At 59.0% G+C, this 26,985-nt stretch carries 26 protein-coding genes; 11 read left to right on the forward strand and 15 right to left on the reverse strand.

All coding sequences use genetic code 11. The annotated features are described in order from the left end of the window. The first annotated feature begins 188 nt into the window (after positions 1-188). Together ACIGHL_RS19340 and ACIGHL_RS19345 are read left to right on the forward strand one after the other, a co-directional pair. Positions 189-989 (forward strand): cytochrome C assembly family protein, encoded by an 801-nt coding sequence (locus ACIGHL_RS19340; protein ID WP_045429414.1) that lies wholly within the window; start codon positions 189-191, stop codon positions 987-989. A 9-nt stretch (positions 990-998) separates the two neighbouring features. After that, on the forward strand, positions 999-2,285 hold the full coding sequence (locus tag ACIGHL_RS19345) for an HlyC/CorC family transporter (protein ID WP_128121537.1): 1,287 nt from the start codon (positions 999-1,001) through the stop codon (positions 2,283-2,285). Between the two features lie 28 nt (positions 2,286-2,313). Here the strand turns inward: ACIGHL_RS19345 and purT are convergent, their stop codons facing one another. The 4 genes from purT to ACIGHL_RS19365 are packed head-to-tail and all read right to left on the reverse strand — an operon-like array spanning position 2,314 to position 4,884. After that, positions 2,314-3,495, reverse strand: a complete 1,182-nt coding sequence (gene purT, locus ACIGHL_RS19350) for a formate-dependent phosphoribosylglycinamide formyltransferase (RefSeq protein WP_128121538.1) — start codon at positions 3,493-3,495, stop codon at positions 2,314-2,316. A gap of 59 nt (positions 3,496-3,554) precedes the next feature. Next, positions 3,555-3,746 carry a DUF1289 domain-containing protein gene (locus ACIGHL_RS19355; RefSeq protein ID WP_128121539.1) on the reverse strand — a complete coding sequence of 64 codons (192 nt, stop codon included), beginning with the start codon at positions 3,744-3,746 and terminating at the stop codon, positions 3,555-3,557. After that, positions 3,743-4,267 (reverse strand): gamma carbonic anhydrase family protein, encoded by a 525-nt coding sequence (locus ACIGHL_RS19360; RefSeq protein WP_128121540.1) that lies wholly within the window; start codon positions 4,265-4,267, stop codon positions 3,743-3,745. Before ACIGHL_RS19360 ends, ACIGHL_RS19355 begins: the two co-directional genes overlap by 4 nt. A 2-nt stretch (positions 4,268-4,269) precedes the next feature. Continuing rightward, a complete protein-coding gene (locus ACIGHL_RS19365; protein ID WP_128121541.1) occupies positions 4,270-4,884 on the reverse strand; it encodes a CoA pyrophosphatase in 615 nt (204 codons plus the stop codon). Positions 4,885-5,103: 219 nt separating this feature from the next. Between ACIGHL_RS19365 and ACIGHL_RS19370 the strand changes: the two genes are divergently transcribed. The 4 genes from ACIGHL_RS19370 to ACIGHL_RS19385 all read left to right on the forward strand — a co-directional run bounded on the left by ACIGHL_RS19370 (position 5,104) and on the right by ACIGHL_RS19385 (position 7,262). Beyond that, a complete protein-coding gene (locus ACIGHL_RS19370) occupies positions 5,104-5,658 on the forward strand; it encodes an NUDIX hydrolase (protein ID WP_128121542.1) in 555 nt (184 codons plus the stop codon). Positions 5,659-5,685: 27 nt separating this feature from the next. Continuing rightward, the gene (locus ACIGHL_RS19375) at positions 5,686-6,186 is read left to right on the forward strand and encodes a L,D-transpeptidase family protein (RefSeq protein ID WP_128121543.1); all 501 of its coding nucleotides are present in this window, start codon (positions 5,686-5,688) and stop codon (positions 6,184-6,186) included. A gap of 73 nt (positions 6,187-6,259) precedes the next feature. Further along, positions 6,260-6,709, forward strand: coding sequence for a MarR family winged helix-turn-helix transcriptional regulator (locus tag ACIGHL_RS19380; protein ID WP_046162857.1), 450 nt, complete (start codon positions 6,260-6,262; stop codon positions 6,707-6,709). A gap of 124 nt (positions 6,710-6,833) precedes the next feature. Next, complete coding sequence (locus ACIGHL_RS19385) at positions 6,834-7,262, forward strand: organic hydroperoxide resistance protein (RefSeq protein ID WP_128121544.1); 429 nt, start codon at positions 6,834-6,836, stop codon at positions 7,260-7,262. A 66-nt stretch (positions 7,263-7,328) separates the two neighbouring features. Here ACIGHL_RS19385 and ACIGHL_RS19390 read toward each other — a convergent pair whose 3' ends face one another. From ACIGHL_RS19390 to ACIGHL_RS19415, 6 genes are all read right to left on the reverse strand, one after another. Next, complete coding sequence (locus tag ACIGHL_RS19390) at positions 7,329-7,646, reverse strand: YqfO family protein (protein WP_046162747.1); 318 nt, start codon at positions 7,644-7,646, stop codon at positions 7,329-7,331. A 202-nt stretch (positions 7,647-7,848) separates the two neighbouring features. Next, positions 7,849-11,745, reverse strand: coding sequence for a phosphoribosylformylglycinamidine synthase (gene purL / locus ACIGHL_RS19395; RefSeq protein ID WP_216706950.1), 3,897 nt, complete (start codon positions 11,743-11,745; stop codon positions 7,849-7,851). Between the two features lie 153 nt (positions 11,746-11,898). Beyond that, positions 11,899-12,675, reverse strand: a complete 777-nt coding sequence (locus ACIGHL_RS19400; protein ID WP_045429444.1) for an amino acid ABC transporter ATP-binding protein — start codon at positions 12,673-12,675, stop codon at positions 11,899-11,901. Between the two features lie 10 nt (positions 12,676-12,685). Beyond that, complete coding sequence (locus tag ACIGHL_RS19405; RefSeq protein ID WP_128121545.1) at positions 12,686-13,783, reverse strand: amino acid ABC transporter permease; 1,098 nt, start codon at positions 13,781-13,783, stop codon at positions 12,686-12,688. 10 nt (positions 13,784-13,793) lie between these two features. Then, complete coding sequence (locus ACIGHL_RS19410) at positions 13,794-14,978, reverse strand: amino acid ABC transporter permease (RefSeq protein WP_045429450.1); 1,185 nt, start codon at positions 14,976-14,978, stop codon at positions 13,794-13,796. Between the two features lie 88 nt (positions 14,979-15,066). Beyond that, complete coding sequence (locus tag ACIGHL_RS19415; protein WP_045429453.1) at positions 15,067-16,095, reverse strand: amino acid ABC transporter substrate-binding protein; 1,029 nt, start codon at positions 16,093-16,095, stop codon at positions 15,067-15,069. Between the two features lie 344 nt (positions 16,096-16,439). Here ACIGHL_RS19415 and ACIGHL_RS19420 point away from each other — a divergent pair, with 344 nt between their 5' ends. From ACIGHL_RS19420 to rhlB, 3 genes are all read left to right on the forward strand, one after another. Then, the gene (locus ACIGHL_RS19420; RefSeq protein ID WP_128121546.1) at positions 16,440-17,096 is read left to right on the forward strand and encodes an alpha/beta hydrolase; all 657 of its coding nucleotides are present in this window, start codon (positions 16,440-16,442) and stop codon (positions 17,094-17,096) included. Positions 17,097-17,314: 218 nt separating this feature from the next. Next, complete coding sequence (locus ACIGHL_RS19425; protein ID WP_128121547.1) at positions 17,315-18,250, forward strand: GGDEF domain-containing protein; 936 nt, start codon at positions 17,315-17,317, stop codon at positions 18,248-18,250. A 99-nt stretch (positions 18,251-18,349) separates the two neighbouring features. Further along, complete coding sequence (gene rhlB, locus ACIGHL_RS19430) at positions 18,350-19,768, forward strand: ATP-dependent RNA helicase RhlB (protein ID WP_128121548.1); 1,419 nt, start codon at positions 18,350-18,352, stop codon at positions 19,766-19,768. 86 nt (positions 19,769-19,854) lie between these two features. Here rhlB and moaE read toward each other — a convergent pair whose 3' ends face one another. The 5 genes from moaE to dmeF all read right to left on the reverse strand — a co-directional run bounded on the left by moaE (position 19,855) and on the right by dmeF (position 23,780). Then, positions 19,855-20,319, reverse strand: coding sequence for a molybdopterin synthase catalytic subunit MoaE (moaE, locus tag ACIGHL_RS19435; RefSeq protein WP_128121549.1), 465 nt, complete (start codon positions 20,317-20,319; stop codon positions 19,855-19,857). 2 nt (positions 20,320-20,321) lie between these two features. Next, complete coding sequence (locus tag ACIGHL_RS19440) at positions 20,322-20,570, reverse strand: MoaD/ThiS family protein (protein ID WP_128121550.1); 249 nt, start codon at positions 20,568-20,570, stop codon at positions 20,322-20,324. Beyond that, on the reverse strand, positions 20,567-21,037 hold the full coding sequence (gene moaC / locus ACIGHL_RS19445; RefSeq protein WP_064481699.1) for a cyclic pyranopterin monophosphate synthase MoaC: 471 nt from the start codon (positions 21,035-21,037) through the stop codon (positions 20,567-20,569). The genes ACIGHL_RS19440 and moaC overlap by 4 nt, the downstream gene beginning before the upstream one ends. Positions 21,038-21,180: 143 nt before the next feature. Beyond that, positions 21,181-22,569 carry a PhoH family protein gene (locus tag ACIGHL_RS19450; protein WP_128121551.1) on the reverse strand — a complete coding sequence of 463 codons (1,389 nt, stop codon included), beginning with the start codon at positions 22,567-22,569 and terminating at the stop codon, positions 21,181-21,183. 266 nt (positions 22,570-22,835) lie between these two features. Beyond that, on the reverse strand, positions 22,836-23,780 hold the full coding sequence (gene dmeF / locus ACIGHL_RS19455) for a CDF family Co(II)/Ni(II) efflux transporter DmeF (protein WP_128121552.1): 945 nt from the start codon (positions 23,778-23,780) through the stop codon (positions 22,836-22,838). A gap of 134 nt (positions 23,781-23,914) precedes the next feature. Here dmeF and yaaA point away from each other — a divergent pair, with 134 nt between their 5' ends. Both yaaA and ACIGHL_RS19465 read left to right on the forward strand, forming a co-directional pair. Further along, positions 23,915-24,691 carry a peroxide stress protein YaaA gene (gene yaaA / locus ACIGHL_RS19460; protein WP_128121553.1) on the forward strand — a complete coding sequence of 259 codons (777 nt, stop codon included), beginning with the start codon at positions 23,915-23,917 and terminating at the stop codon, positions 24,689-24,691. A gap of 718 nt (positions 24,692-25,409) precedes the next feature. After that, the gene (locus tag ACIGHL_RS19465; protein ID WP_128121554.1) at positions 25,410-26,855 is read left to right on the forward strand and encodes a mannose-1-phosphate guanylyltransferase/mannose-6-phosphate isomerase; all 1,446 of its coding nucleotides are present in this window, start codon (positions 25,410-25,412) and stop codon (positions 26,853-26,855) included. The last annotated feature ends 130 nt before the right edge of the window (positions 26,856-26,985 follow it).

The following is a 26,985-nucleotide window of genomic DNA, read 5'->3' on the forward strand; positions in this document are numbered from 1 at the left end:
CCAGGCCGGTACCCCGCCGCCCGTGCTTTTCATCGAGCAGGACAAATCCATACCTGCCAGGGGCACCGCCACCTGTCGGTTGTCCGCCCATTGACCCGCACCACGGCAGTACCGGCAGCCAACCGTGTACTTTTGCGCACCCGGTGTTTATGCCACACTCAGCGCCTTTCGAGCCTACTAACAGACCTATGCACCCTTTGCTCCCGAGCCTAGCTGCCGCCTGCCTCTACGCCGGCGTCACCGGATACCAGGGCCTGCGCCTGGCGCAACGCACCGTGCCGGACAAGCGTCTGCTTCTTATCCTGGGCGCCTTGGCGCTCGTTGCACACGGGGTGAGTCTATTCATCCAGTTGTTGTCACCGAGCGGCCTGCACCTGGACTTCTTCACCGCCTCGAGCCTGATTGCTGCGGCCGTAATTCTGCTGATCCTGCTCGCGCTTTACCGAATGCCTGTCGAAAATCTGCTGCTGCTGCTCTTCCCCCTCGGCTGCCTGACGGTGCTGTTCGCCCAGTTTGCACCGTCCGGCACGGCACCCGCCATCGCCGAGCAGCCGGGGATACTGGCGCACATCCTGTTTTCCATCCTTGCTTACGGGATGCTCACGATCGCCGTGTTTCAATCGTTGCTGTTGCTGCTGCAGGATCATCATCTCAAGCACAAGCACCCTTCCGGCCTGATCAAGAACTTCCCTCCGCTGCAGACCATGGAGAGTCTGCTGTTCGGCTTCTTGCTAGCCGGCTGGCTACTGTTGTCAGCATCGCTCATTTCCGGCTGGATCTTCCTCGATAACCTGTTTGCCCAGCATCTGGTACACAAAACGCTGCTGTCGGTGGTCGCCTGGGTGGTCTTCGGCCTGCTGCTATGGGGCCGCCATCAGCTAGGCTGGCGCGGCTACAAGGCCATCCGCTGGACACTGGCAGGCTTCTGCTTGCTGATGCTGGCTTACTTCGGCAGCAAGCTGGTCCGCGAATTCATCCTGCACATCTAGGACCACTACGTGGAAAATCTACACCCCGGCTTTCTGCTCGGCATGCTGGTCTTCCTGCTGTTGTGCTCGGCTTTCTTTTCCAGCTCCGAAACCGGAATGCTCAGTCTCAACCGCTATCGCCTGCGCCACCAAGCCAAGGAAGGACACCGCGGAGCAAAACGCGCTAGCGCCCTGCTTGAGCGGCCAGACAGGCTGCTCGGGACCATCCTGGTCGGCAACAACTTCGTCAACATCCTCGCTTCTGCCATTGCTACCGTCCTAGCCATCAAGCTGTGGGGGGAGGCCGGGATTGCGATCGCGACCGTCGGCCTGACGATAGTCCTGCTGATTTTCGGGGAAATAACACCAAAAACCCTTGCAGCCCTGCGACCTGAAGCAGTTGCCTACCCTGTCAGCCTCCCGCTGCTGATGCTGCAAAAAGTACTGTATCCGCTGGTGGCATTGCTCAACTGGATCAGCAATGGATTGCTCAGGCTGCTCGGTGTTGATCTGACCAACAAAGGTAGTGACAGCCTGTCCACGGAAGAACTGCGTAGCGTGGTCCATGAATCGGGAAGTGACATGCCGATGAAACGGCAAAGCATGCTGCTCGGTATCCTCGACCTGGAACGGGTAACCGTCGACGACATCATGATTCCGCGTAATGAGGTCGCCGGCATAGACCTGGAAGATGACCTTGAAACCATCGTGACGCAATTGCGCACGACACCTCATACCCGCCTTCCCGTGTTTCGCAAGGACATCAACCAGATCGAAGGCATCGTACACATGCGCCAGATCGCGCGTCTGCTCAGCCATGATCAGTTGACCCGAGAAAGCCTGCTGGACGCATGCAGCGACCCTTACTTCATTCCGGAGAACACCCCCCTCTCCACCCAATTGGTCAACTTCCAGAAGCAAAAACGCCGGATCGGCATTGTCGTCGATGAGTATGGTGATGTGCTGGGAATCGTGACCCTGGAAGACATTCTCGAAGAGATCGTCGGCGAGTTCAGCAATCAGGACGCGTTGCGCAGCCCGGACATACACCCGCAGGACGACGGCACCCTGGTGATCGACGGCGCCGCCTACTTGCGTGAAGTCAACCGCGCCCTGGGATGGCAGCTACCCTGCGACGGCCCCAAGACGCTCAACGGATTGATTACAGAGGCACTCGAACACATCCCGGATAGTGGGATATGCCTGCAGATCAACCAGTACCGACTCGAGATCCTGCAGGCTGCGGACAACCGCGTCAAAAGCGTGCGCGCCTGGGTAATCGAGGCGCCTGAGGAATCAAAAAGCGACACTCAATAACCGGCGCCTCAATGGCGAGCCAGAGTAACTATAGCTTTGCATCAATCGCCGAGGCCGCCCGCAACGCTTTGCCACGCGCCGCTTCTATCGATGCGTCACGAGCCAGCGCAACACCCATACGCCGCTGCCCACTGACGCCCGGCTTGCCGAACAACCGTAGCGCGATATCCGGCTCGGACAACGCAGCAGCCAGATTGCCGAAGCTCACCTGATCGGACTCGCCTTCAACCAGCACCACGGCGGAAGCAGACGGGCCGAACTGGCGGATCGCCGGAATTGGCAGTCCAAGGATCGCTCGCGCATGCAAGGCGAACTCGGACAGGTCCTGAGATATCAGGGTTACCAGGCCCGTATCATGCGGCCTTGGTGAAACCTCGCAGAACCAGACCTGGTCGCCCTTGATAAACAGCTCGACACCAAAGAGGCCGCGCCCGCCCAATGCGCCGGTGACCGCCAAGGCAATTCGCTCGGCCTCGACCATCGCTGCAGCCGTCATCGGTTGCGGCTGCCACGACTCCTGATAGTCACCCCTTTCCTGCCGATGTCCCACCGCAGGACAGAAGGTGGTCCCGCCCGCATGCCGAACGGTCAGCAGCGTAATTTCATAATCGAAATCGATGAAGCCTTCGACGATCACGCGCCCCTTCCCCGCTCGGCCACCGGCCTGGGCATATTCCCAGGCTTCGAGGAGATCAGCCTCACTGCGCAGAACCGATTGCCCCTTGCCCGAGGAGCTCATGACAGGCTTGATCAGACAGGGAAAGCCGAGCGCGGACACCGCAGAACGGCACTCCTCCAGCGAATCAGCGAAACGGTATGGTGAGGTTGGCAGCCCGAGCTCCTCAGCGGCCAGCCGGCGGATACCTTCCCGGTTCATGGTGAGCTGTGCGGCCCGCGCCGTAGGAATAACGGTATAGCCTTCACGCTCCAGATCCACTAGCGTCGCAGTGGCGATCGCCTCGATTTCAGGGACGATAAAGTGCGGCTTTTCCTGCTCGATGACGCTCCGCAACGCTGCACCATCGAGCATGTCGATCACGTGGTGACGGTGCGCAACCTGCATAGCTGGGGCGTTGGCGTAACGGTCTACCGCAATGACCTCCACACCCAGACGTTGAAGTTCGATCACCAGCTCCTTGCCGAGCTCACCAGAACCACAGAGCAGCACGCGGGTAGCGCTAGACGATAATGGCGTACCAATTCGGGGCATGACGTTCCTCGTTGTACAAATAGCGAAAGGCGATTGCCAAAAGGTGCCGCGCTTCAGCGCTAGAACAGCAGACCACTTTGGAGCGCGCGCTCATGACAACGCAGCAGTACCTGTCGCCGCTCGGGATTATCCATCCGCCCCCAGCGACGAATCTCGTCAATACTGCGCTGGCAGCCCGTGCAGATATCGTCGTCGTTCAACGCACAAACACTTACACAGGGTGATGCAACCGGCTTTTCGTTTGCAGTCAATCGTCCTGCTCCGCCAGATCACGCGCATAGCGGTTAGCGTTATGTACATAATGCGCCGCGCTCGCTTCGAGCATTTTCTTCTGCTGGCCGGTCAACTCACGCACCACCTTGCCTGGTGAACCGACCACCAAGGAACCGTCCGGAATTTCCTTGCCTTCAGCGATCAAGGTATTAGCGCCGATGATGCAATACTTGCCGATTTTCGCGCCGTTGAGGATAACTGCGTTGATCCCCACCAGACTGTAATCGCCGACGGTGCAGCCGTGCAGCATGGCGTTATGGCCGACGGTAACGCCGGTCCCCAGCGTCAGCGGATAGCCCATGTCGGTATGCATGACACTGCCGTCCTGCACGTTGCTGTTTTCACCGATATGGATCAGCTCGTTGTCACCCCGCAGCACCGCACCAAACCAGACGTTGGCACCAGCCTCCAGGCGAATCTTGCCGACCAGCGTTGCATTTGGCGCTACCCAGGTCTGCGGATGGGTTTCAACGAGGGAATCACCCAAGCGATATTTCACGGTTATGACCTCTTCTGACTCAGATCGATATAGGACGCGGGAGGCCGGCGCATTTCGATCCCCGCGTCATAGATCAGGTTGACCAACTCGACGATCATGATCGCTGTCAGCCCCCAGATTTTGTATTCGCCATATCGGTAAGACGGGACGTACCAAGCACCGCCCTGATAGTCGATCCGGTGGGTCACTTCACGCGCATCCTGGCAGAAGAAACCCAGCGGAACGGAGAACACTGAGGCAATCTCCGCATCATTGGCGCGATATTCGACGTAGTCCGGCACGATGCCGACAAAAGGCGTGACATGAATACCGTGCAGCGAAACCACGCTGCTGAGAGGCCCAACGATTTCCACTATCCCAGGCGCCAACCCGACCTCTTCTTCAGCTTCGCGCAGCGCGGTATGGATCAGGTCACGATCCTCTGGGTCGCGCCGCCCTCCGGGGAATGCCACCTCGCCACCATGAGTAGAAAGACCACTGGCGCGCAGCGTCAGCACCAGTTCCGGCGAGTCACTGCGGGTAATGGGCATCAGTACGGCCGCCTCAGGCATCCTGCCTTCAGGCTCCAGAAGATGCGGAGAGTAATCACGCACCCGTCGGAGAATCTTGTCCAGCATGGAACTTCTCTTTCTGTCTTTGACTGGCATCATGGCATGAATCACCGAGGCGCCCAAGACAGGCCAAGCCAAAATCCAGCCGCCCTAGCGCAGCGAAAGTGGGCAGGTTCGACCAGGCCAGTCGTTGTTGGCAAACTTTTCGCAACAGGTCGGCTCTCAGCAATAGCCAGCTCGCTGATCGAACCCGGCCGAACGAAATACGCAAACTAAGGAGTCGTGATGAAATTTTGCAGCCAGTGCGGCGACTCGGTCATTGAGCGGGTGCCCGACGGAGACAACAGGCAGCGATTCGTCTGTGCGTCCTGCGATACGATTCACTACCAAAACCCGCGCATCGTTGCTGGCTGCCTGCCCGTCTGGGATGAACATGTTCTGCTTTGCCGACGCGCAATCGAACCACGACGCGGATACTGGACACTGCCTGCCGGCTTTATGGAAAACGGCGAAACCGTACAGCAGGCAGCAGCGCGGGAAACACTCGAGGAAGCCTGCGCCCGAGTCACGGACCTGCAGCTGTATACGCTGTTCGACTTGCCGCACATCAACCAGGTCTACATGTTCTTCCGCGCAGAGCTGGTCGATGAGCGATTTTCTCCAGGAGACGAAAGTCTGGAAGTCAGGCTTTTCCGACAAGCCGACATCCCTTGGTCAGAGCTGGCTTTTCCGACCGTTGGCCGTACCCTAGAATACTTCTTCGCCGACCGGGTGCAGCAGACCTTCCCGGTGCGCAACGAAGCCATCGAGGCAATGCGGGTGGCGCGCAGACAGGTCTGATGCAGTTTAGATTCAGGATTCGCCCCAATGCGCTGGCTGTTAGCGATTGTCTGCTTTAGTTTCGCCACCTTTTCTTTTGCAAACGCGGCCCCTGCCCTTGACGAGGCTTTCATCGACAAGGTCTTGGTGGTCAAGTCCGAGCGCAAGCTTCATTTGATCAGCCGCGGCGTCAGCATGAAGAGCTACCGCGTTTCCCTCGGCAAGCAAGTCGGGCCCAAACAGCGCGAAGGCGACCAGCGTACCCCTGAAGGCCTTTATTGGATCGACTGGCGCAAAGTCTCCGACAAGTACAACCTGGCAATGCACATTTCCTACCCGAACGCGAAGGACCTGGCGCGCGCAAGCAGCGAAGGCGCGAAACCGGGCAGTATGATTATGTTGCACGGCACACCGGTTGATGAGGAGTATCCCGAATGGTACTTCCACACGCTCGACTGGACTGAGGGCTGCATCGCCCTGAAGAACGATGACATGCGCGAAATCTGGAATCTGGTGAAAGACGGCACCCTGATAGAGATTCGTCCCTGAACGAGTACCGGGCTTGGCAGCAAGCAAGGCTGCGCGTTACCGTGAAAGCCATTTCCTTGCCATTCGACCACCCATGACAAAGCCCTCTTCAGACGAGCAATTGCAGCTGGACCATCAGCTGTGTTTCGCCCTGTATTCTGCCTCGCTGCAGATGACCAAAGCCTACAAGCCGCTGCTACAAAGCATCGGCCTGACCTACCCGCAGTACCTGGCCATGCTCGTTCTCTGGGAGCGCGACGGCCTCACGGTCAGCGAGATCAGCGCTCGCCTCATGACGGAGCCGGGCTCCCTGACTCCGCTGCTCAAACGTTTGGAAGCAGAAGGCCTCATCAGCCGGACCCGCAGCAGCCGCGACGAGCGAGTGGTCGAATTGCGTCTCACGGATACTGGATGGGCCATGAAGGAGCAGGCTCGTGAGTTTCCCGCCTGCATGCTCGAATGCACCGGGCAATCACACGAAGCGTTGCTAGCACTTCGCGATCAACTCGTTTCCCTTCGAAGCGCATTATTGACTCGCGACTGACGGCTAGCTGACCTTACCTTTCCGATGCCAGCCGCATAAGCACGAGAGATGCTGATATTTACCTTGCGCGCTAAATATTATCGCTATACGTTAATCAGCCTACTCATCTCGAAGGAAGCGAATCATGCAAAGCATCAAGGCGCTCTATACAGCCACCGCCACCGCGACCGGAGGTCGCGACGGCCGAGCAGCGTCGTCCGACGGCCTGCTCGACGTAAAACTGTCCACTCCCCGCGAGCTCGGCGGACAAGGCGGCGATGGCACCAACCCGGAGCAACTCTTCGCCGCAGGATATTCGGCTTGCTTCATTGGCGCACTCAAGTTTGCCGCGAGCCAGCTAAAGCAACCGCTTCCCGCCGATACGTCAGTCGCTGCCCAGGTTGGCATAGGCCAGATTCCTGGAGGTTTCGGGCTTGAAGTAGAGCTGAACGTCAGCCTGCCAGGCCTGGATCAGTCCACAGCCGAGCAGCTGGCCGAAGCCGCGCATAACGTCTGCCCATATTCCAACGCTACACGCGGGAATATCGAGGTTCGCCTCAACGTTAGCGTCTGATCGACCCCATGAAGCAAAAAAGCCGAGTCACCCATGGCGACTCGGCTTTCTTTGGACATCATTCAATCAGAACTGTAAATCGGATAGCCGCCACACCTCGAAGGCAGGCGTCTCATATGGATGAGTGTGCTTGAGCGCCTTGACGCTATCGTGGATCAGCTCATCAGCGACCACCAGTTCAACCTTCCACTCGGATACCGATTGAACCTGGCCATGCTGCCCTAGAAACGGCGTGCTTCCCTCCAGCGGGCGATACTGCCCGTGCCCTAGCACCTGCCAGCAACAACTATCGTAAGCGCCAATACGCCCGGCGCCGGCCGCGAAAACCGCTTTCTTGACTGCATCCAGATGGCTTTCCGGAACATAGAAACACAGCTTGTACATCAACATCTCCGCACAGAAACGGTTGGCGGAGCATGCGCTCCACCGAGTGGATTGTGTTCAGGTCCAGAGCGTATTGGGTGCCCCAGGTCAAGATCAGACGTTGGCGTCGTTGCTTGGTTCAGCAATGGCGGACCGGCTCGTCTTCAGGCAAGAAAAAGCCCGAAACGCTTGCACGCTTCGGGCTCTCTGCCCTAACCCAACCTTAGTCTACCCAGACCCGGGCATTACGGAACATGCGCATCCAGCCACCATCCTCCTGCCACTCGTCAGGGCGCCAGGAGTTGGTCACGGCACGGAATACACGCTCCGGATGCGGCATCATGATCGTCACGCGTCCGTCCCGCGTGGTGAGCCCCGTAATGCCACGCGGCGAGCCGCCAGGGTTGGCCGGGTAACGCTCGGTGACCTTGCCATGATTGTCGATGTAGCGCAGCGCTACCGTCCCGGACAAGTCCGCTTCAAGCAGCGCTTCTTCGCTTTCGAATTCCGCGTGACCCTCGCCGTGGGCAATGGCAATCGGCAGCCGCGACCCGGCCATTCCCTGAAGGAAGATCGACGGGGAATCCTGAATCTGTACCATCGCCACACGCGCTTCGAACTGCTCGGAACGGTTACGCACGAAGTGCGGCCAGGACTCGCTGCCGGGTACCAGTTCGTGAAGGTTCGACAACATCTGGCACCCGTTGCAGACGCCAAGGGCAAAGCTGTCCTTGCGTTCAAAGAACGCACTGAAATCTTCGCGAGCGCGACCATTGAACAGAATCGATTTGGCCCAGCCTTCGCCAGCGCCTAGCACGTCGCCGTAGGAGAAACCGCCACACGCAACCAGCCCCTTGAATCGCTCCAGACTGATACGTCCCGACAGGATGTCGCTCATGTGCACGTCGACGGCGGCGAAACCTGCTCGGTCGAACGCAGCCGCCATTTCAGTCTGCCCATTGACGCCCTGCTCACGCAGGATCGCCACCTCGGGCCGCACGCCACGCTTGATGTACGGCGCGGCGATATTGTCGTTCACGTCGAAACCTAGGGTAACGCTCAAGCCCGGGTTGTCTTCTTCAAGCAGCGCGTCGAACTCCTGATCGGCACAGTCGACATTGTCCCGAAGACGCTGGATCTGATAGCTCGTCTCGGACCACTGCCGCTGAAGCAGACGGCGATCACCGGCGAAAACATCTGCGCCTTCAAACTTGATCGCCACATGGCTGTTGTTGACCGGCTGCCCGATGACCGAAACGCAATCGGCAAGGCCTGCCGCGCTGAACTGTGCGAGAACGATTTCCGTATCGCCCTGGCGAACCTGGATCAGCGCACCCAATTCTTCGTTGAACAACGCTGCCGGGATGTGAGCGGCCGCTTCAACAAGGGAATCGAGATTGAGGTTGAGTCCGCAATGGCCGGCGAACGCCATTTCCAGCGCAGTGGTCAGCAAACCGCCGTCGGAACGGTCGTGATAAGCCAACAACAACCCGTCTGCGTTCAACCCCTGGATTACGGCGAAGAAGGCTTGCAGATCCTCCGCATCGTCGACATCCGGCGCCTGACGCGCCATTTGGCCGTAGACCTGCGCCAGGATGGACGCGCCCATACGGTTCTGGCCGCGACCCAGGTCGATGAGGATCAGATCAGTTTCGCCCTTGTCCAGACGCAGCTGCGGCGTCAGGGTCTGGCGGACATCAACAACCGGGGCAAAGCCGGACACAACCAGCGAGAGCGGCGAGGTCACGCACTTGTCTACGCCCTCTTCGGTCCAGCGGGTCTTCATCGACATGGAGTCCTTGCCGACCGGAATGGTGATGCCCAACTCCGGACAAAGCTCCATGCCAACCGCCTTGACTGTGTCAAACAGGCGCGCATCCTCACCCGGATGCCCAGCAGCGGCCATCCAGTTGGCGGACAGTTTGATGTCGGAAATCTTCTCGATACGTGCCGCAGCGAGGTTGGTCAGTGTTTCGCCGATTGCCATGCGGCCCGACGCGGGCGCATCGAGTAGGGCCAGCGGTGTACGCTCGCCCATGGCCATGGCTTCGCCGGTGTAAACGTCATAGCTGGTCGCCGTGACTGCGCAATCAGCCACCGGGACCTGCCACGGCCCGACCATTTGATCACGCGCGACCATGCCGGTGATGCTGCGATCGCCGATGGTGATCAGGAAGCTCTTGCTGGCGACTGCTGGATGGTGAAGTACGCGATCGATCGCCTCTGACAGGTCGACCTGATCAGGCGAAAAGTCATCTCCCAGCTCGGCCTCGCGAACAGCGCTGCGATGCATGCGCGGCGCTTTGCCGAGCAGGACGTTGAGCGGCATATCGACCGGATTGTTACCGAAATGGCTGTCGGCTACCGTCAGGTGCGGCTCGGCCGTGGCTTCGCCGACTACGGCGAAGGGGCAGCGCTCACGCTTGCAGATTTCCTCGAAACGCTCGAGGTCCGCCGCATCGACTGACAGTACATATCGCTCCTGGGATTCGTTGCACCAGATCTCATGGGGCGCCATGCCAGGCTCATCGTTAGGCACGTTGCGCAGTTCGAAACGACCGCCACGACCGCCGTCATTGACAAGTTCCGGAAAGGCGTTGGACAGACCACCGGCACCGACGTCGTGAATAAACTTGATCGGGTTCTTGTCGCCGAGCTGCCAGCAACGATCGATCACTTCCTGACAGCGACGCTCCATCTCAGGGTTGTCACGCTGCACCGATGCGAAATCTAGATCGGCGGAGCTGCTGCCGGTCGCCATGGATGAGGCTGCGCCGCCACCCAAACCGATGAGCATCGCCGGGCCACCGAGCACGATCAGTTTTCCGCCAATCGAGATCTCGGCTTTCTGAACATGATCTTCACGGATGTTGCCCATACCGCCAGCCAGCATAATCGGCTTGTGGTAACCCCGCACTTCTTCGCCTCGCGGGGTGCTGATTGTCTGCTCGAAGGTCCGGAAATAACCGTTCAGGGCCGGACGGCCGAATTCGTTGTTGAACGCTGCGCCACCCAGCGGCCCCTCGATCATGATGTCGAGCGGCGTCACGATGCGCTCGGGTTTGCCGTACGGCACTTCCCAAGGCTGCTCGAAGCCAGGAATGTTGAGGTTGGAGACGGTGAATCCTGTGAGGCCGGCCTTGGGCTTGGCGCCGCGCCCGGTAGCGCCCTCGTCCCGGATCTCGCCACCCGAGCCAGTGGCCGCGCCTGGGAACGGCGCGATTGCGGTCGGATGGTTGTGCGTTTCCACTTTCATCAGGATGTGCACGGGCTGCTGGTTTGCCGCGTACTCGCCCGTTTCCGCGTCCGGGTAGAAACGTCCGGCCACGTTACCCACGATGACCGCGGCGTTGTCCTTGTAAGCGGACAGCACGCCTTCGCCGTGCATCTGAAAGGTGTTCTTGATCATGCCGAACAGCGACTTCTCCTGGCTTTCACCATCGATGTCCCAGCTGGCATTGAAAATCTTGTGACGGCAATGCTCCGAGTTGGCCTGCGCAAACATCATCAGCTCGATGTCGTGCGGGTTACGCCCAAGGCCGTTGAAACTGGTAACAAGGTAATCGATCTCGTCTTCGGCCAAAGCCAGACCCAACTCCACATTGGCCTGTTCCAGCGCGGCACGGCCGCCGCCCAGTACATCGATCGCGCGCAGCGGTTTGGGTTGTGCGTGGCTAAACAGATCCGCCGCACCCTCGAACTGCTCGAGCACCAGCTGGGTCATCCGGTCGTGCAGGGCCGCTGCGACCAAGCCAGCATCGGCCTCCGAGAAATTGCCTTCGACGTAGTAGGCAATGCCGCGCTCAATGCGCTGGATCTTGTCGAGGCCGCAGTTGCGCGCAATGTCGCTGGCCTTACTCGACCATGGCGAGATGGTGCCGAAGCGTGGAATGACCAGAAACAGTCTTCCTGCCGGTTCCTGAACCGGAACGCTTGGGCCGTATTTCAACAGCCGGGCCAGTACTTGCTGCTCGTCCGCACCAAGCGTGCCGGATACCTCGGCGAAATGAGCAAACTCGGCGTACAACCCGCTGACAGCGGGGACCTTATCGGTCAATTGGGCCAGGAGCTTACCGTGACGGAAGGCGGAAAGAGCGGGGGCGCCGCGCAGGATCAACATCGTCGGAACAGCCTCGGAGGGGGGAGCAGTCGGGCCGCGTATTCTAGCCCATGACGACGTCCGAGGCTAAGGGGACGCCGCCGATTTAAGCTCAGTGACGGAACGTGAGCGTTCAGTTCGAGCTGATGACTCACGCCCCTATGTAACGCTGAATCAGTGGAGGATCTGGCTGAGGAATAGCTTGGTGCGCTCGTTGTTCGGATTAGTGAAGAAGGTCTCGGGTTCCGCCTCCTCAACGATCTCCCCCTTGTCCATGAAGATCACCCGGTCAGCGACGGTGCGTGCAAAGCCCATCTCGTGGGTCACGCAGAGCATTGTCATGCCGCTTTCGGCAAGGCCAACCATGGTATCCAGCACTTCCTTGACCATCTCCGGGTCCAGCGCCGACGTGGGCTCGTCGAACAGCATGATCTTCGGCTTCATGCACAACGCCCGCGCAATCGCAACGCGCTGTTGTTGGCCCCCGGAAAGCTGCCCCGGAAACTTGTCAGCCTGCTCCGGAATCCGTACGCGTTCCAGATAGTGCATGGCCACTTCTTCGGCCTGGCGACGCGGCATCTTGCGCACCCACATGGGTGCCAGCGTGCAGTTCTGCAGCACGGTGAGGTGCGGGAACAAGTTGAAGTGCTGGAATACCATGCCCACTTCGCTGCGGATCGCTTCGATCTGCTTGAGATCGTTGGTCAGCTCCACACCATTGATTACGATGCGCCCTTGCTGGTGTTCCTCAAGGCGATTGAGACAACGAATGGTCGTGGACTTGCCTGATCCCGAGGGCCCGCACAATACGATGCGCTCGCCCTGGGTCACGTTGAGATTAATGTCCTTGAGCACATGGAACTGGCCGAACCATTTGTGTACGCCCTGCATCTGAATGACCGGTTCACCGGCCTGCTCAGGCTGTTCGGGCTGAAGAGATGTGTCGTTCATGTTGCCTCTCCTAATTTCGATGACCGGTGTCGAGCTTGCGTTCCAGGTGCATGGAATAGCGCGACATGCCAAAACAGAAAATCCAGTAGACCAGCGCCGCAAATACGTAACCCTCAGTCGACATGCCTAGCCAGGCAGGGTCCGAGGTGGCGCGCTTGATGCTGTTAAGGAAATCGAACAGACCGATGATGATCACCAGACTGGTGTCCTTGAACAGGGCGATGAAGGTATTGACGATGCCGGGTATGACCATCTTCAGGGCTTGCGGCAGAATCACTAGCACCATGCTGCGCCAGTAACCCAAGCCCATCGCCGCGGCCGCTTCGTATTGCCCCTTGGGGATCGCCTGCAGGCCTCCACGAACCACTTCGGCGATATAAGCCGCCTCGAAGAACACCACCATCACCATGGCACGCATCAGCTTGTCGAGGTTCATGCCCTCCGGCAGGAACAACGGCAACATCACCGAGGACATGAACAGCACGGTGATCAGCGGCACGCCTCGCCAGAACTCGATGAAGGTGATGCACAGGACACGGATGGCTGGCATATCCGAACGTCGACCCAGCGCCAGCAGAATCCCGAGCGGTAGTGCGCCAGCGATACCGACTGCGGCAATGACGATGGTCAGCATCAAACCACCCCAGCGGCTGGTCGGAACAGTCTCAAGGCCCAGGAAGCCGCCATGCAACAGCCAATAGGCAAGCAGTGGATAGATCACTAGAAAAGCGATGCCGTAGCTTGCCTTGTGTCGCATCTGCCGCAAGAACAGCGGCGCGGCACCAATGATGGCGAGCCAGGCCGTAGCATCCACCCGCCAGCGCAGCTCCGGTGGGTAGAAGCCGTACATGAACTGGCTGAAACGCGTCTGCACAAACACCCAGCACGCACCCTCACGCGAACAGTCCGCCCGGGTTTCGCCAGTCCAGTCGGCCTTGATGATCGCCCAGTCGATGATGGGAGGCACTATCAACCAGATCAGATAAAGGCCGACCAGGGTCAGCAACGTATTGATCCAGCTGGAGAACAGATTGGCCTGCATCCAGCCCACCACACCAATGTTGGTAGAGGGCGCCGGCAGGTCCGGTTTGAAAGTATGGATCGTCATGCGCTCGTCCTTACCGCTCGATCAGCGCAATGCGCTTGTTGTACCAGTTCATCAGCAGCGAGATGCTGATGCTGATGGCGAGGTACACACTCATCGTGATGGCCATGGTTTCGATCGCCTGACCGGTCTGGTTGAGCACCGTCCCTGCAAACAGCGAAACCATGTCGGGATAACCGATCGCTGCCGCTAGCGAAGAGTTCTTCGCCAGGTTGAGGTATTGGCTGGTGAGTGGCGGAATGATCACCCGCATGGCCTGGGGGATAATCACCAAACGCAACACACGTCCCGGACGCAGGCCCAACGAAGCGGCCGCTTCAGTCTGCCCGTGGCTGACCGACTGGATACCTGCACGGACTGTCTCACCGATGAAAGCCGCGGTGTAGATCGATAACGCAAGCACAATCGACACCAGCTCGGGAATCACAACCCAGCCGCCACGAATATTGAAACGCTGAAGCTCGGGCACTTCCCAAAGAAAAGGCGCCCCCATCACCAGCGAGCAGATCGAGGGGATTGCGATAAACAATGCCAGGCTGGCTGAAAAGATGGGAAACGTCTGGCCGGTGGCGTGACGCCGAGCACGTGCCCAGCGATTGAGCATGACGATCGCCACCAGCGCGACGAACATCGCCACCCAGAACGACCAGAAGCCTTCCCCAGCACTGGGCGCGGGCATCTGTACGCCTCGGTTGTTGATGAACACCACATCCCAAAGACTCAGGCTTTCTCGCGGTCCTGGCAGCGGGCTGAGCACTGCGAAGTAGACGAAGAAAATCTGCAGCAATGGCGGGATGTTGCGAAACGTCTCTATATAGACAGTCGCGATCTTGCGTATCAGCCAATTGGGTGAGAGCCGCGCCACCCCGAGAATGAACCCGATAATAGTGGCCAGGATGATCCCGATGATGCTGACCAGCAGCGTATTGAGCAGGCCAACCCAGAAGACACGACCATAAGAGTCGCTCTCGCTGTAGTCGATCAGATGCTGGGAAATGCCGAAACCGGCAGCGTTATCGAGAAAACCGAAGCCTGACGTAATGCCTCGGTGGGCGAGGTTGGTCTGAGTGTTGTGAAACAGAAACCAGCCGATCGCTACTACTGTTATTACGGCGATGACCTGAAACAGAAAGGCACGCGCCTGCGGGTCCGTGAGCAACGAGCCGCGGGCGGCTCCTGCTTTGGCAATGGTTCGCATCAAGAAACCTCATACGGCGCTGCCGGTGCACAGGCACCGGCAGCGCTCATCCTTGAAACAAGGTCGGCAGAGCGCCGACCCAGCTCGGTCAACGCACTGGGGGTGCGTACTGCAGACCTCCATTGGTCCAAAGCGCGTTCAGGCCGCGCTCGATCTTCAGCTCGCTACCTGAACCGATATTGCGCTCGAACACTTCGCCATAGTTGCCGACTTGCTTGACGATTTGAACCGCCCAATCCTTAGGTAATTTCAGATCCTTGCCGTATTCACCTTCGGCGCCCAAGAGACGAGCCACGTCAGGATTCTTAGTGTTCTTCGCCTTCTCTTCGACATTGGCCGAAGTGATACCCAGCTCCTCCGCATTGATCATTCCGAACAATGCCCAGCGAACGATATCGAACCATTCTTCATCGCCTTGACGCACGGCCGGCCCGAGTGGTTCTTTGGAGATGACCTCAGGCAATACGATGTAGTCGTCCGGCTTGGCCAGCTTGATGCGCTGGGCGTAAAGCTGGGACTGGTCAGAAGTGAGTACGTCGCAACGCCCTGACTCAAGCGACTTGGCGCTTTCGTCGGAAGTGTCGTAGGTGATCGGGGTGTATTTGAGGTTGTTAGCGCGGAAGTAGTCGGAGAGGTTCAGTTCGGTGGTAGTGCCCGCCTGGATGCAGACGGTCGCGCCGTCGAGTTCCTTGGCGCTGGAAACACCGACCGCTTTGTTGACCAGAAAACCCTGCCCGTCGTAGTAGGTCACGCCAGTAAAGTTCAGCCCCATTGCAGCATCACGCGAACTGGTCCAGGTCGTGTTACGCGACAGCATGTCGACTTCACCGGACTGCAGCGCCGTGAAGCGCTCCTTGGCGGTCAGTGGGCTGTATTTGACCTTACTCGCATCGCCGAACACCGCAGCCGCAACGGCACGGCAGATATCCACGTCGATTCCCTTGTACTCGCCCTTGGCATCGGTGTAGGAAAAGCCAGGTAGCCCGTCGCTGACGCCGCATTGCACGAAGCCCTTGCTCTTCACCGCGTCCAGAGTCGCCCCTGCCTGAGCCAAGCCGCTTGCGCCCAAAAGTGTCGCGGCACCAAGCACGGCCAGTGTGGATTTAACCCTTATCATCGAAACCTCCAGTTTGCTTTTATTCTTGTGGTCAGAGTCTTCCGCCTGGATCACAGGCTGCCGCTCGATACCTTTCGAGGAGGCGAAGAAGAAACTGACCTCAGTCTAGCCGCCGTTTGATTATCAGCAACTCCTCCCTACACGCCGCTTGCAGAAGTGCCGATGACTTCCGGCGCATTGGGCAAATCAGACAAAGCAAGCAGCGTACCAGAACCCTGAAAGCCCCTTACGGGCCGCCGTGCGCTTCATTGCCGAGCTCAGTAAAGGTAACCTCGCCGCAGATTGCTGCATTTTCTCTCTGCGCCCGCACCAACCTGGCGCGTGCCGCCCGAACGGAGCCCAACATGAGTGACCCGCTGATCATCGAACCCGCAACTACCGCCGACGCGTGCGTCATCTGGTTGCACGGCCTCGGCGCCGACCGCTACGACTTCCAGCCAGTCGCCGAAGCGTTACAGCAACGGCTGACGACGACACGCTTCGTGCTACCCCAGGCACCGACTCGCGCGGTCACTATTAATGGTGGCTGGGCCATGCCGAGCTGGTATGACATCCTCGCGATGAGCCCCGCTCGCGCCATCGACCAAGCGCAACTGGAACAGTCAGCGCAAAGCGTGATCGACCTGATCGAGGCACAGCGCGACAGTGGCATCGATCCCGCCCGCATTTTTCTGGCCGGCTTCTCCCAAGGCGGTGCAGTCGTCTACCACACAGCCTTCCTGCGCTGGCCCGGCCCTCTGGGCGGTGTCATCGCCCTTTCCACCTACGCACCGACCTTCAATCCGGACCTGAAGCTGTCGCCATTGCAGGCCGCGCTTCCGGTACTGGCGCTACACGGTGCGAGGGATGATGTCGTGCTGCCGGCAATGGGGCGTGCCGCCTATGACTGCCTGATACAGAACCAGGTGCAGGCACAATGGAAGGACTATCCGATGGCCCACGAGGTGATACCCGAGGAAATTCGCGATATCGGCGAATGGTTGGCCGCTCGGCTGGATTGATGCCCTTAGCGATAGTTGACCGACTGCAAAGAAAAAATGTGACGCTGCGCGCCTGTCCTGGTTGGTGATTACAGCTACGCTTGGCATGGGTAGAACAAAACTCGATGCGCCTGCCGTTGTAGTGTTGCATCGCGGCCAGCAGAAGCCGACCTAGCCAGCCTTGAAGGGATGCGTGCGATAGTCATGACGAGGATGTCATCCGAGCGGATTGTGCAGCCATGAACCCGGCCAGCTGGCGGGTAGAAATGCAGCACCTCAGACAGGCGCGCCTGCTAGACCGAGTGGACGAACCCTGTCTGCGCCTGTTGCAGGAAGTCTTCGAGCCCTGCACGGCCGTACCTGGCGAAATTCTGCTATCGCCGCATGTACATAACCACTATCTCTATTTGGTTCTTGGCGGCGAACTGGCGGTCCATCTGGATTCGCTAGAAGGCAGCCCAGTTCGCGCAATCGGCCCCGGCGACTGCGCTGGTGAGATCAGTTTCATGGACGATCTGCCCCCATCGGCCTACGTACTGGCCCTGGAGGACTCGGTCCTGCTGCGTGTGCATCGACGTTCGATGCAGTTGCTGACTCGCTCGCCACAGCTGATGCAGAACCTGGCTGAACTGCTTTGCCAGCGTGTGCGCCTGAGCGACCGCCTGATCATCAATAGCGAGCAAAATGCCAATATCGACAAGCTGACCGGCTCGTTCAATCGCCGCTGGTTGGAGCATATCTACGGTCGCGAGAGCGCCCGCTGCGCACTGGGCGGCCAACCACTTTCGCTCCTGATGCTCGACGTCGATCGCTTCAAAGAATACAACGACAAACTTGGGCATCTGGCGGGCGATCATGCGCTCTGCCTGGTGGTCAACACACTCGGCAAACTGCTGCGCCCAGCCGACAGCCTGGTGCGCTATGGCGGCGAAGAATTCGTGGTACTGCTGCCCGAGATGACCATCGAAGATGCGCGAAACGTTGCAGAACGGCTACGTCGCAGCCTTGAAGACGTCGCCTCGTTCCATTCGCCCATCGGCTTACTGCCGGGAGTGACCATATCGATTGGCGTAGCACCGATGCGATTGAACGATGATCTGGACAGCCTCATCAACGAGGCTGATCGCGCTCTCTACCGAGCCAAGGAACTGGGCCGAAATCGCGTCTGCGGTTGAAACAGCGCTGCGACCGACCATCCCTGAGCAAGTCTTCGCCGTATCTGCTTCTTGCATTACACTGGCGAGCAAACCTTACAAGACACAGACGAGAAGACCGTGCTCAAAGCACTAAAGAAGATGTTTGGCAAAGGCTCGAATCAGCCTGCGACCACCGAAGTTGAAATCAGCACCTCAATACACCAGGGCGCCAGCGACCCGGCGTACTACGAAAAGACCAAAACGCAACAGGATGATGCCCCCAAGGCCAGCCCCAGGCCGCGCCGTGAACGGGCAAGCAAGCCTGCCGCCCCGCCGGCGCCACTCTGGAAGCTGGAAGATTTCGCAGTCGAGCCAGCCGAAGGCAAGACCCGGTTTCATGACTTCAAGCTCGCCCCCGGGCTTATGCACGCCATTCACGACCTTGGCTTCCCTTATTGCACACCGATCCAGGCTCAGGTTCTCGGCTTTACCCTCAAAGGCCGCGACGCTATTGGCCGGGCCCAGACCGGCACCGGCAAAACCGCCGCGTTCCTGATCTCGACCATCACTCAGCTGCTACAAACCCCACCACCTGCGGATCGATACATGGGCGAGCCACGTGCCCTGATCATCGCGCCGACTCGTGAGCTGGTCGTGCAAATTGCTAATGACGCGCTGAACTTGACCAAATACACCGGTTTGAACGTCATGAGTTTTGTCGGCGGCATGGACTTCGACAAGCAACTCAAGGCGCTCGAGTCCCGCTATTGCGACATCCTGGTAGCAACGCCCGGACGCCTGCTGGACTTCAATCAGCGCGGCGAAGTGCACCTGGATATGGTTGAGGTGCTGGTGCTCGACGAAGCGGATCGCATGCTGGACATGGGCTTCATTCCTCAGGTCCGCCAGATCATTCGCCAGACGCCCCCCAAGAGCGAACGCCAGACGTTGCTGTTCTCGGCCACTTTCACCGAAGACGTGATGAATCTGGCCAAGCAGTGGACCACGGACCCGGCCATCGTCGAGATTGAAGCGATCAACGTGGCCAGCGACACAGTCGAACAACACGTGTATGCCGTGGCAGGCAGCGACAAATACAAGTTGCTCTACAACCTCATTACCCAGAACGACTGGACCCGCGTGATGGTCTTCGCCAACCGCAAGGATGAGGTGCGTCGCATTGAGGAGCGCCTTACCCGCGATGGCATCAGCGCTGTTCAAATGTCAGGCGATGTTCCCCAACACAAGCGCATCCGAGCACTGGAAGGTTTCCGCGAAGGCAAGATTCGCGTGATGGTTGCCACCGATGTCGCCGGCCGCGGGATTCATGTCGATGGCATCAGCCACGTGATCAATTTCACCCTGCCGGAAGTCCCCGACGACTACGTCCACCGCATCGGCCGGACCGGCCGGGCCGGGGCCAGCGGCACGTCGATCAGTTTTGCCGGGGAAGACGATTCCTTCGCCCTGCCGGCGATCGAGGCATTGCTGGGTCGAACGATCAGCTGCGAAATGCCGCCTGCTGAGCTGCTGGCAGCTGTCCCACCCAAGCGCTAAGCGCAGAAAACAAAAAGGCGAAGCAGGACCCGGCTTCGCCTTTTATGCACCTAGAGTCTGGTCTACGGATCCTGGCTCGCATTCGGCTAGTCGGTCGGACCCTGTTGCCAGCGATCGGCTGCATCCCGGTCGCTGCAGCGACCTTCGACCCAGCGTGTTCCCTCCGGGGTGTCTTCCTTTTTCCAGAAAGGCGCGCGGGTCTTCAGGTAATCCATGACGAACCGACACCCATCAAAAGCGGCCTCGCGGTGAGCGCTGGCGGCACCGACAAACACGATGGGCTCCCCCGGCTCCAAGCGCCCTACTCGATGCAGAATCTCCAACCTGAGCAGCGGCCAGCGCCCAGCGGCCTCGTCGATGATCTTCTGCAGCGCCTTCTCGGTCATTCCCGGGGCATGCTCGAGGAACATTCCAGCAACATCGCGACCCTCATTGAAATCACGTACGTAGCCGACGAAACAGGTGACCGCACCAATACCGAGATTGGCCGCATGCAAGGCATTGAGCTCGACGCCAGGGTCGAATGGACTCTGTTGGACTCGTACGCCCATGGTCAGCCTCCCGTCACGGTGGGAAAGAACGCCACTTCATCGCCGTCTGCGAGTGGCTCGTCGAGGCTGCACAGCTCCTGATTGCGCGCGCACATCAGATTCTGCTCACCAAGCACCGCCCACTCGGCCCCGCGTTCCAGCAGTCGCAAGCGCAGGTCGTCGACCTGTTGCCAGGAGGCGTCCCATTCCAACTGTTCGGAATCACGGCCCAGAGCCTCACGATAACGCGCAAAAAACTGCACCTGGATCATGCTGGCACCTGCCAGTGACCACTCTTGCCGCCCAGTTTTTCTAACAGTCGAACACCCTCGATCACCATGCCCTTGTCGACCGCCTTGCACATGTCATAAATCGTCAGCGCTGCGACGCTCGCAGCGGTCAAAGCTTCCATTTCCACACCGGTCTGGCCCGCCAGCTTGCAGCGCGCCTCGATCCTCACGCAATCGTCGCCTTCCGGCTGCAGGTCGAGCCGGATGCTGGTCAACAGTAAGGGATGGCAGAGGGGGATCAGTTCGTGAGTTTTTTTTGCTGCTTGAATGCCAGCGATACGGGCGACCGCGAAGACGTCGCCCTTCGGATGCCCGCCTTGCTGGATCATCTGCAGGGTTTCGGGAAGCATGCGAACCTTGGCTTCCGCAACCGCCTCGCGCGCCGTGACGGCCTTGGCAGTAACGTCGACCATGTTGGCCCGCCCTTGGGAATCGAGGTGCGTGAGCATTTCTAATCCTGCTGAGACTGTGAGGTCCCGCAGTTTAGCTCAGCTGGAAGCTGGAAGCTGGAAGCTGGAAGCGAGCCCGTGCCATCGCTTCCTTCTAGGCCTTGATTGCTTGGAGCTGCTAACTCCAGCCTCCAGCAGTGTTACTACATATGGGCCTCGGCGTACTCGGCCAGGACCGAACGAGGAACGCCCTGCAAAGTGATGTGCATCCCGTGCGGGAAGTCCTTGAATCGTTCGGTGAGGTAGGTAAGCCCCGAGCTGGTCGCGGACAGGTACGGCGTATCGATCTGAGCCAGGTTACCGAGGCAGACCACCTTCGATCCGCTGCCGGCCCGGGTGATGATGGTCTTCATCTGGTGCGGCGTCAGGTTCTGGCATTCATCAATAAGGATCAGGCTCTGCTGGAAGCTGCGTCCGCGGATGTAGTTCAGGGATTTGAACTGCAGCGGAACCTTTTGCAGGATGTAATCGACGCTGCCGTGAGTGCTCTCGTCGTCCATGTGCAGCGCTTCGAGGTTATCGGTGATCGCACCCAGCCACGGCTCCATCTTTTCCGCCTCGGTGCCTGGAAGGAAACCGATGTCTTCATCCAGGCCCTGCACGCTGCGCGTGGCAATGATGCGGCGGTAACGCTTACTCACCACTGTCTGCTCGATGGCGGCCGCCAGGGCCAGGATTGTCTTGCCCGACCCCGCTGCGCCCGACAGATTGACCAGATGAATATCCGGGTCGAGCAGTGCAAAGAGCGCCAACGCCTGATGGATATCACGCGGCCGCAGCCCCCAGGCTTCCTGGTGGAGCAAGGGCTCCTGATGCATGTCGAGCAATAGCAATTCGTCGGCCTTGATGCCCTTGATCCAGCCAACGAAACCTTGCTCATCGAGAATGAATTCGTTGACGTGCACGGCGGGCAAGTTGTCGATCAACTGAACCCGATGCCAGGTGCGGCCATGCCCCTGATGGGTATCGACCTTGCTGACCCTGTCCCAGAACGACCCGCTGAGGCTGTGATACCCGCGGGACAACTGCCCGACGTCGTCGACCAGTTTGTCAGTGTGGTAATCCTCCGAGGCGACGCCGCAGGCACGCGCCTTGAGCCGCATGTTGATATCGTTGGTGACCAACACCACCGGAACGCCCGCGCTGCGTCGCTGCAGATCGACGACCTGATTGATGATCTTGTTGTCGTTGAGGTCCTCTGGAAGCCCGTTTGAATCGGCGACTTTGCTCATCAGGATCGACAGGCTGCCGCACGGGCCGCTTTTTTCACGCTGAATGGGGACACCAAGTTCAACTTCTTCGGGGGTAGCGTCACCCAGCACCTTGTCGATCAGGCGGATCACCTGTCGACACTCTGCAGCCACGCTGTGCTTGCCGGTCTTGAGCTGGTCCAGCTCTTCGAGCACGGTCATCGGGATGGCGACCTGATGCTCCTGGAAGTTCAACAGCGCGTTGGGGTCGTGAATCAGAACGTTGGTATCAAGAACGTAAAGGGTGGGCTGAGTTGCGCGGGGTCTGCCGTAGTCATCCATACGCGATCACCTTTTCGGAGCCGGATCGACGGAGAGCCAAAGCGCTCCGCCGCAGAAAGAACCACCGTGCGCAAGGTGAGCGGACTTGGGTGGCAGGGGCTTGGGGCCACCCAGAGGCCGCCACCTGTGAGTGCAGGTTTCGGCGGTCTTGCTTCAGGTAATACCGCAAAAAAGATGACAGGAAAAAGTCTTTTTCAAACTGATGACGTTTTTTTATCGGAACGACGAATAGCGCTTGGCGCAGCCCGAAACCAGGATTAGTCTCGCTAATCACCCTGTGCGTTTTCGCCGCACCTGTTCACCTCCGCCGTCACGTGTACCAGTTCTGGAAACTCAGCCAGCTGAGCCTTGTAACGATCGGCCGAATACGGCTGATGAGTGACAACACTGACGATGCAACTGTATTGCGCACGCCCGACTCGCCATAAATGCAGATCGGTCACGTCGGTATCCGGCAGTTGCTCCAACCGTTCCCGCACCCGCCGCACCAGCGGATCGTCCATTTCTCGATCCAGCAGCGCCTTTGTCGTTTCACGCAACAAGCCTTTGGCCCAGATCAGGATCACGATCGCACCGATGATGCCCATCAGCGGATCTAGCCAACCCCAGCCGAAGTATTTGCCGCCCAGCAAGGCCATAATCGCAGCGACTGAAGTCAGGCCATCAGTCAACACGTGAATGAAAGCCGCATGGCGGTTCAAGTCCTTTCCTGGCGCGCTTGAATGATCGTGATCGTGATCGTGGCCATGATGGTGGGGCTGGTCGCGTAGCAGCCAGGCGGACAGCATATTCACCAACAAACCGATCACCGCTACCCATAGCGCCTCGTCAAAACCGATCCGGGCCGGTGTCCAGAAGCGCATCAGCGACTCGCCAATCATTAGCAGGGCCACCATGACCAGCAATACAGCGCTGGCAAAACCTGCCAGCACCTCGATCTTCCAGGTTCCGAAGGCGAAACGCCGGTCGTACGCATAGCGTCGGGCGAGCAAGTAGGCGATCGCCGACATGCCAATCACCACCATATGCGATGCCATATGCCAGCCGTCCGCCAGCAAAGCCATCGAGTTGAACCAATAGCCAGCGACGATTTCGGCGACCATGGCCAAGCCCGTCAGCAGCACAACAGCCCAGGTCTGTTTTTCTGCGCCCTTCTCAAGAGGACGATAATCGTGCGAGGGCTGCCAGTGCGAGTGGTTGCAGTCGGTCATGTGTCCTCCTTCGTCAAATCACAGAAGAGCGTGCCCCCTCGCCCCGAGTCAAGGTCAACAACTAATCGAGGCCATAGCTGGAGCGACAACGGCTATACCGCCTAGAATCCGCGGACATTAAAGGAGACCGTTGCATGCTGATGGTGATTTCCCCAGCCAAGACTCTGGACTACGACACCCCACCGACGACCGAACGCTTCACCCAGCCCGAACACCTGGACCACGCGCAGGCGCTGATCAGCCAGTTGCGCGACATGTCGCCTCAGCAAATCGGCGAATTGATGCACCTATCCGACAAGCTCGCAGCGCTGAACGTGGCGCGCTATGGCAGTTGGGACGCGGCCTTTACACCGGGCAATGCCAAGCAGGCGCTCCTCGCGTTCAAGGGCGATGTTTACACCGGCCTGAACGCCAACGACTTCTCTGAAGAGGATCTCGATTTCGCTCAGCGCCACCTCCGCATGTTGTCCGGGCTCTACGGCGTCCTGCGACCGTTGGATCTGATGCAGCCCTATCGTCTGGAGATGGGCACGAAGTTGGCTAACCCTCGCGGCAAGGATCTGTACGCCTTCTGGGGCGAACGGATAAGCGAATGGCTCAACGAAGCACTGGCCGCACAGGGGGACGACGTCTTGCTCAACCTGGCTTCCAACGAGTACTTCGGCGCCGTGAAACGCAAGGCGCTGAATGCGCGGGTGATCGATGTCGACTTCAAGGATATGAAGAACGGCCAATACAAGATCATCAGCTTCTACGCTAAGAAAGCCCGAGGTTTGATGAGCCGCTATGTGATCAAGGAACGCATCAAGAAACCCGAACAGCTGACAAGCTTTGACTATGACGGCTATCGCTATTGCCCTGACAGTTCATCGCCCGATCATCTGGTATTTCTGCGAGACGCTCAAGGCTGACTCCATCCAGCTGGCCGTGCCCCCTTCGCTGTCCTGGCGGGGGGAGCCCAGCCATCGCGCCTCCAGACGCGATCTACCCTCCACACCAGAGCTGAACCCGCCCGCCAATCACAGCGTACAGCGCCAGCAACCTGTCGCATCCTCTGCCCCCGTCAAAAACTCCCCGATCGACGGCACGCCAGCGGGGAACTATCCGAAGGCACCTGCAATCATAAGCGCGTACCGGCATTTCCAGGCGGAAAGGGACGTCGCACATGAACGTGCAGTGGAATTCAAAACAAGGTTTTCAGCGTGTCAGCCAAGGCAGATCCGTGAGGTCGCCGGGCGTGTTCAAGAGAGAACAGACGGGCCGGATCAGCGCAGTGTCGGTACTTATCAACGACTATCAGGCGCATCAGCCTCAGGCAGATAGAGCGCAGCTGAACGGCATGCCCACCTGCCAGCTCAAGATTATTCAGACGCTCGCAGGCGTCGACCCCGGAACCGCTATCAGCTCCGCAATATCAAGTGCGGCGCCCATCGACTACCAGGCAGCACCTCCCACATTCAGGCTCGGAGCACGCAGTTCGCCCCGAAAACAGTGGTCCTGTAGGACAACTGAACTTGACGGCACGCGGCACCTGAAGGCCCGACCAAGAAGCGTATGGCGAGCACAGACCTCTGGCCGCCCACATGGACAAGAAGAACTTCCCCTTCTCAACGATTCAGGAGAAACAACATGATTCCGGTCATCCTCTCAGGCGGCAGCGGTTCTCGACTCTGGCCTCTTTCGCGGAAGGCATTCCCCAAACAGTTCCTCGCCCTTACGGCGGAGCAGACACTGTTTCAACAGACGATCGAGCGCCTAGCCTTCGAAGGCATGCAAGCGCCCCTGCTGGTCTGTAACAAGGAACACCGGTTCATCGTCAAAGAGCAATTGGCCGCACGCAAGCTTCAAACCCAGGGCCTCATGCTTGAACCGTTCGGCCGCAACACTGCTCCGGCAATTGCCATTGCGGCGATGAAGTTGCTTGCCGATGACCGCGACGAGTTGCTTCTGGTGCTGCCGGCCGATCACGTCATCGAAGACCATAAAGCCTTCCAGCGCTCCCTAGCCCTGGCGACCAATGCAGCCGAAAATGGTGGCATGGTCCTGTTCGGTATCCCTGCCACCAGCCCGGAAACCGGCTACGGCTACATCAAATGCGATCACGAGGGACGTAACGGGCTGCCAGAAGGCGTCAACCGCGTCACAGAGTTCGTTGAAAAGCCGGATGAAGTGCGCGCTCAGGAATACGTCGATTCCGGCGACTACTACTGGAACAGTGGCATGTTCCTGTTCCGTGCCAGCGTTTTCCTAGACGAGCTAAAGAAGCACGATCCGGATATCTATGACACCTGCTGGGTTGCACTGGAGCGCAGTATCAAGAACGGCGAAGAGCTGCTGATCGATCCAGCCACTTTTGCCTGCTGTCCGGACAACTCCATTGACTACGCGGTAATGGAAAAAACCGAACTGGCATGCGTCGTGCCCATGTCGGCAGGCTGGAGCGATGTTGGCTCCTGGTCATCGCTTTGGGATGTGCTGGAAAAAGACGAAAACGGTAACGTGACCAGAGGCGACGTGATCGTCGAAGACAGCCGCAACTGCCTGGTTCACGGTAACGGCAAGCTGGTAACCGTAGTCGGCCTGGATAACATCGTAGTCGTCGAGACCAAAGACGCGACCATGATCGCTCACAAGGACAAGGTCCAGGACGTCAAGAAGCTGGTGAACAAGCTCGACGCCATGAACCGCTCCGAAACGCAGAACCACTGCGCCGTTTACCGCCCGTGGGGCTGGTACGACTCGGTCGATATGGGTGGTCGCTTCCAGGTCAAGCGGATCTGCGTCAATCCGGGTGCGCAGCTGTCGTTGCAGATGCACCATCATCGCGCCGAGCATTGGATCGTCGTCTCTGGCACCGCCCAGGTGACCTGCAACGACAAGACGTTCCTGCTAACCGAGAACCAGTCCACCTATATCCCGGTGACGTCCATTCACCGCCTGGCCAACCCTGGCAAAATCCCGCTGGAAATTATCGAAGTCCAGTCGGGCAGCTATCTGGGCGAGGATGACATCGAGCGTCTGGACGACGTATATGGCCGTGCGCCGAATGATGTGGCCAGCCAGTCGGCTCGCTAACTAGACATGGCAAAAAAAACCGCGCCCGATGAGGCTAATGCTGTTCACTTAAGCGGAGCAGCCTTACGATCCACCGGATACCGGGTTTTGGAAATCTTCACCGTCCTTGGCCTCCCTGGCCTTGGACGGT

Origin of the sequence: Pseudomonas sp. NPDC077451 (genome assembly GCF_044543345.1) — a bacterium.
In the GTDB taxonomy this organism is placed as follows: Bacteria; Pseudomonadota; Gammaproteobacteria; order Pseudomonadales; family Pseudomonadaceae; genus Stutzerimonas.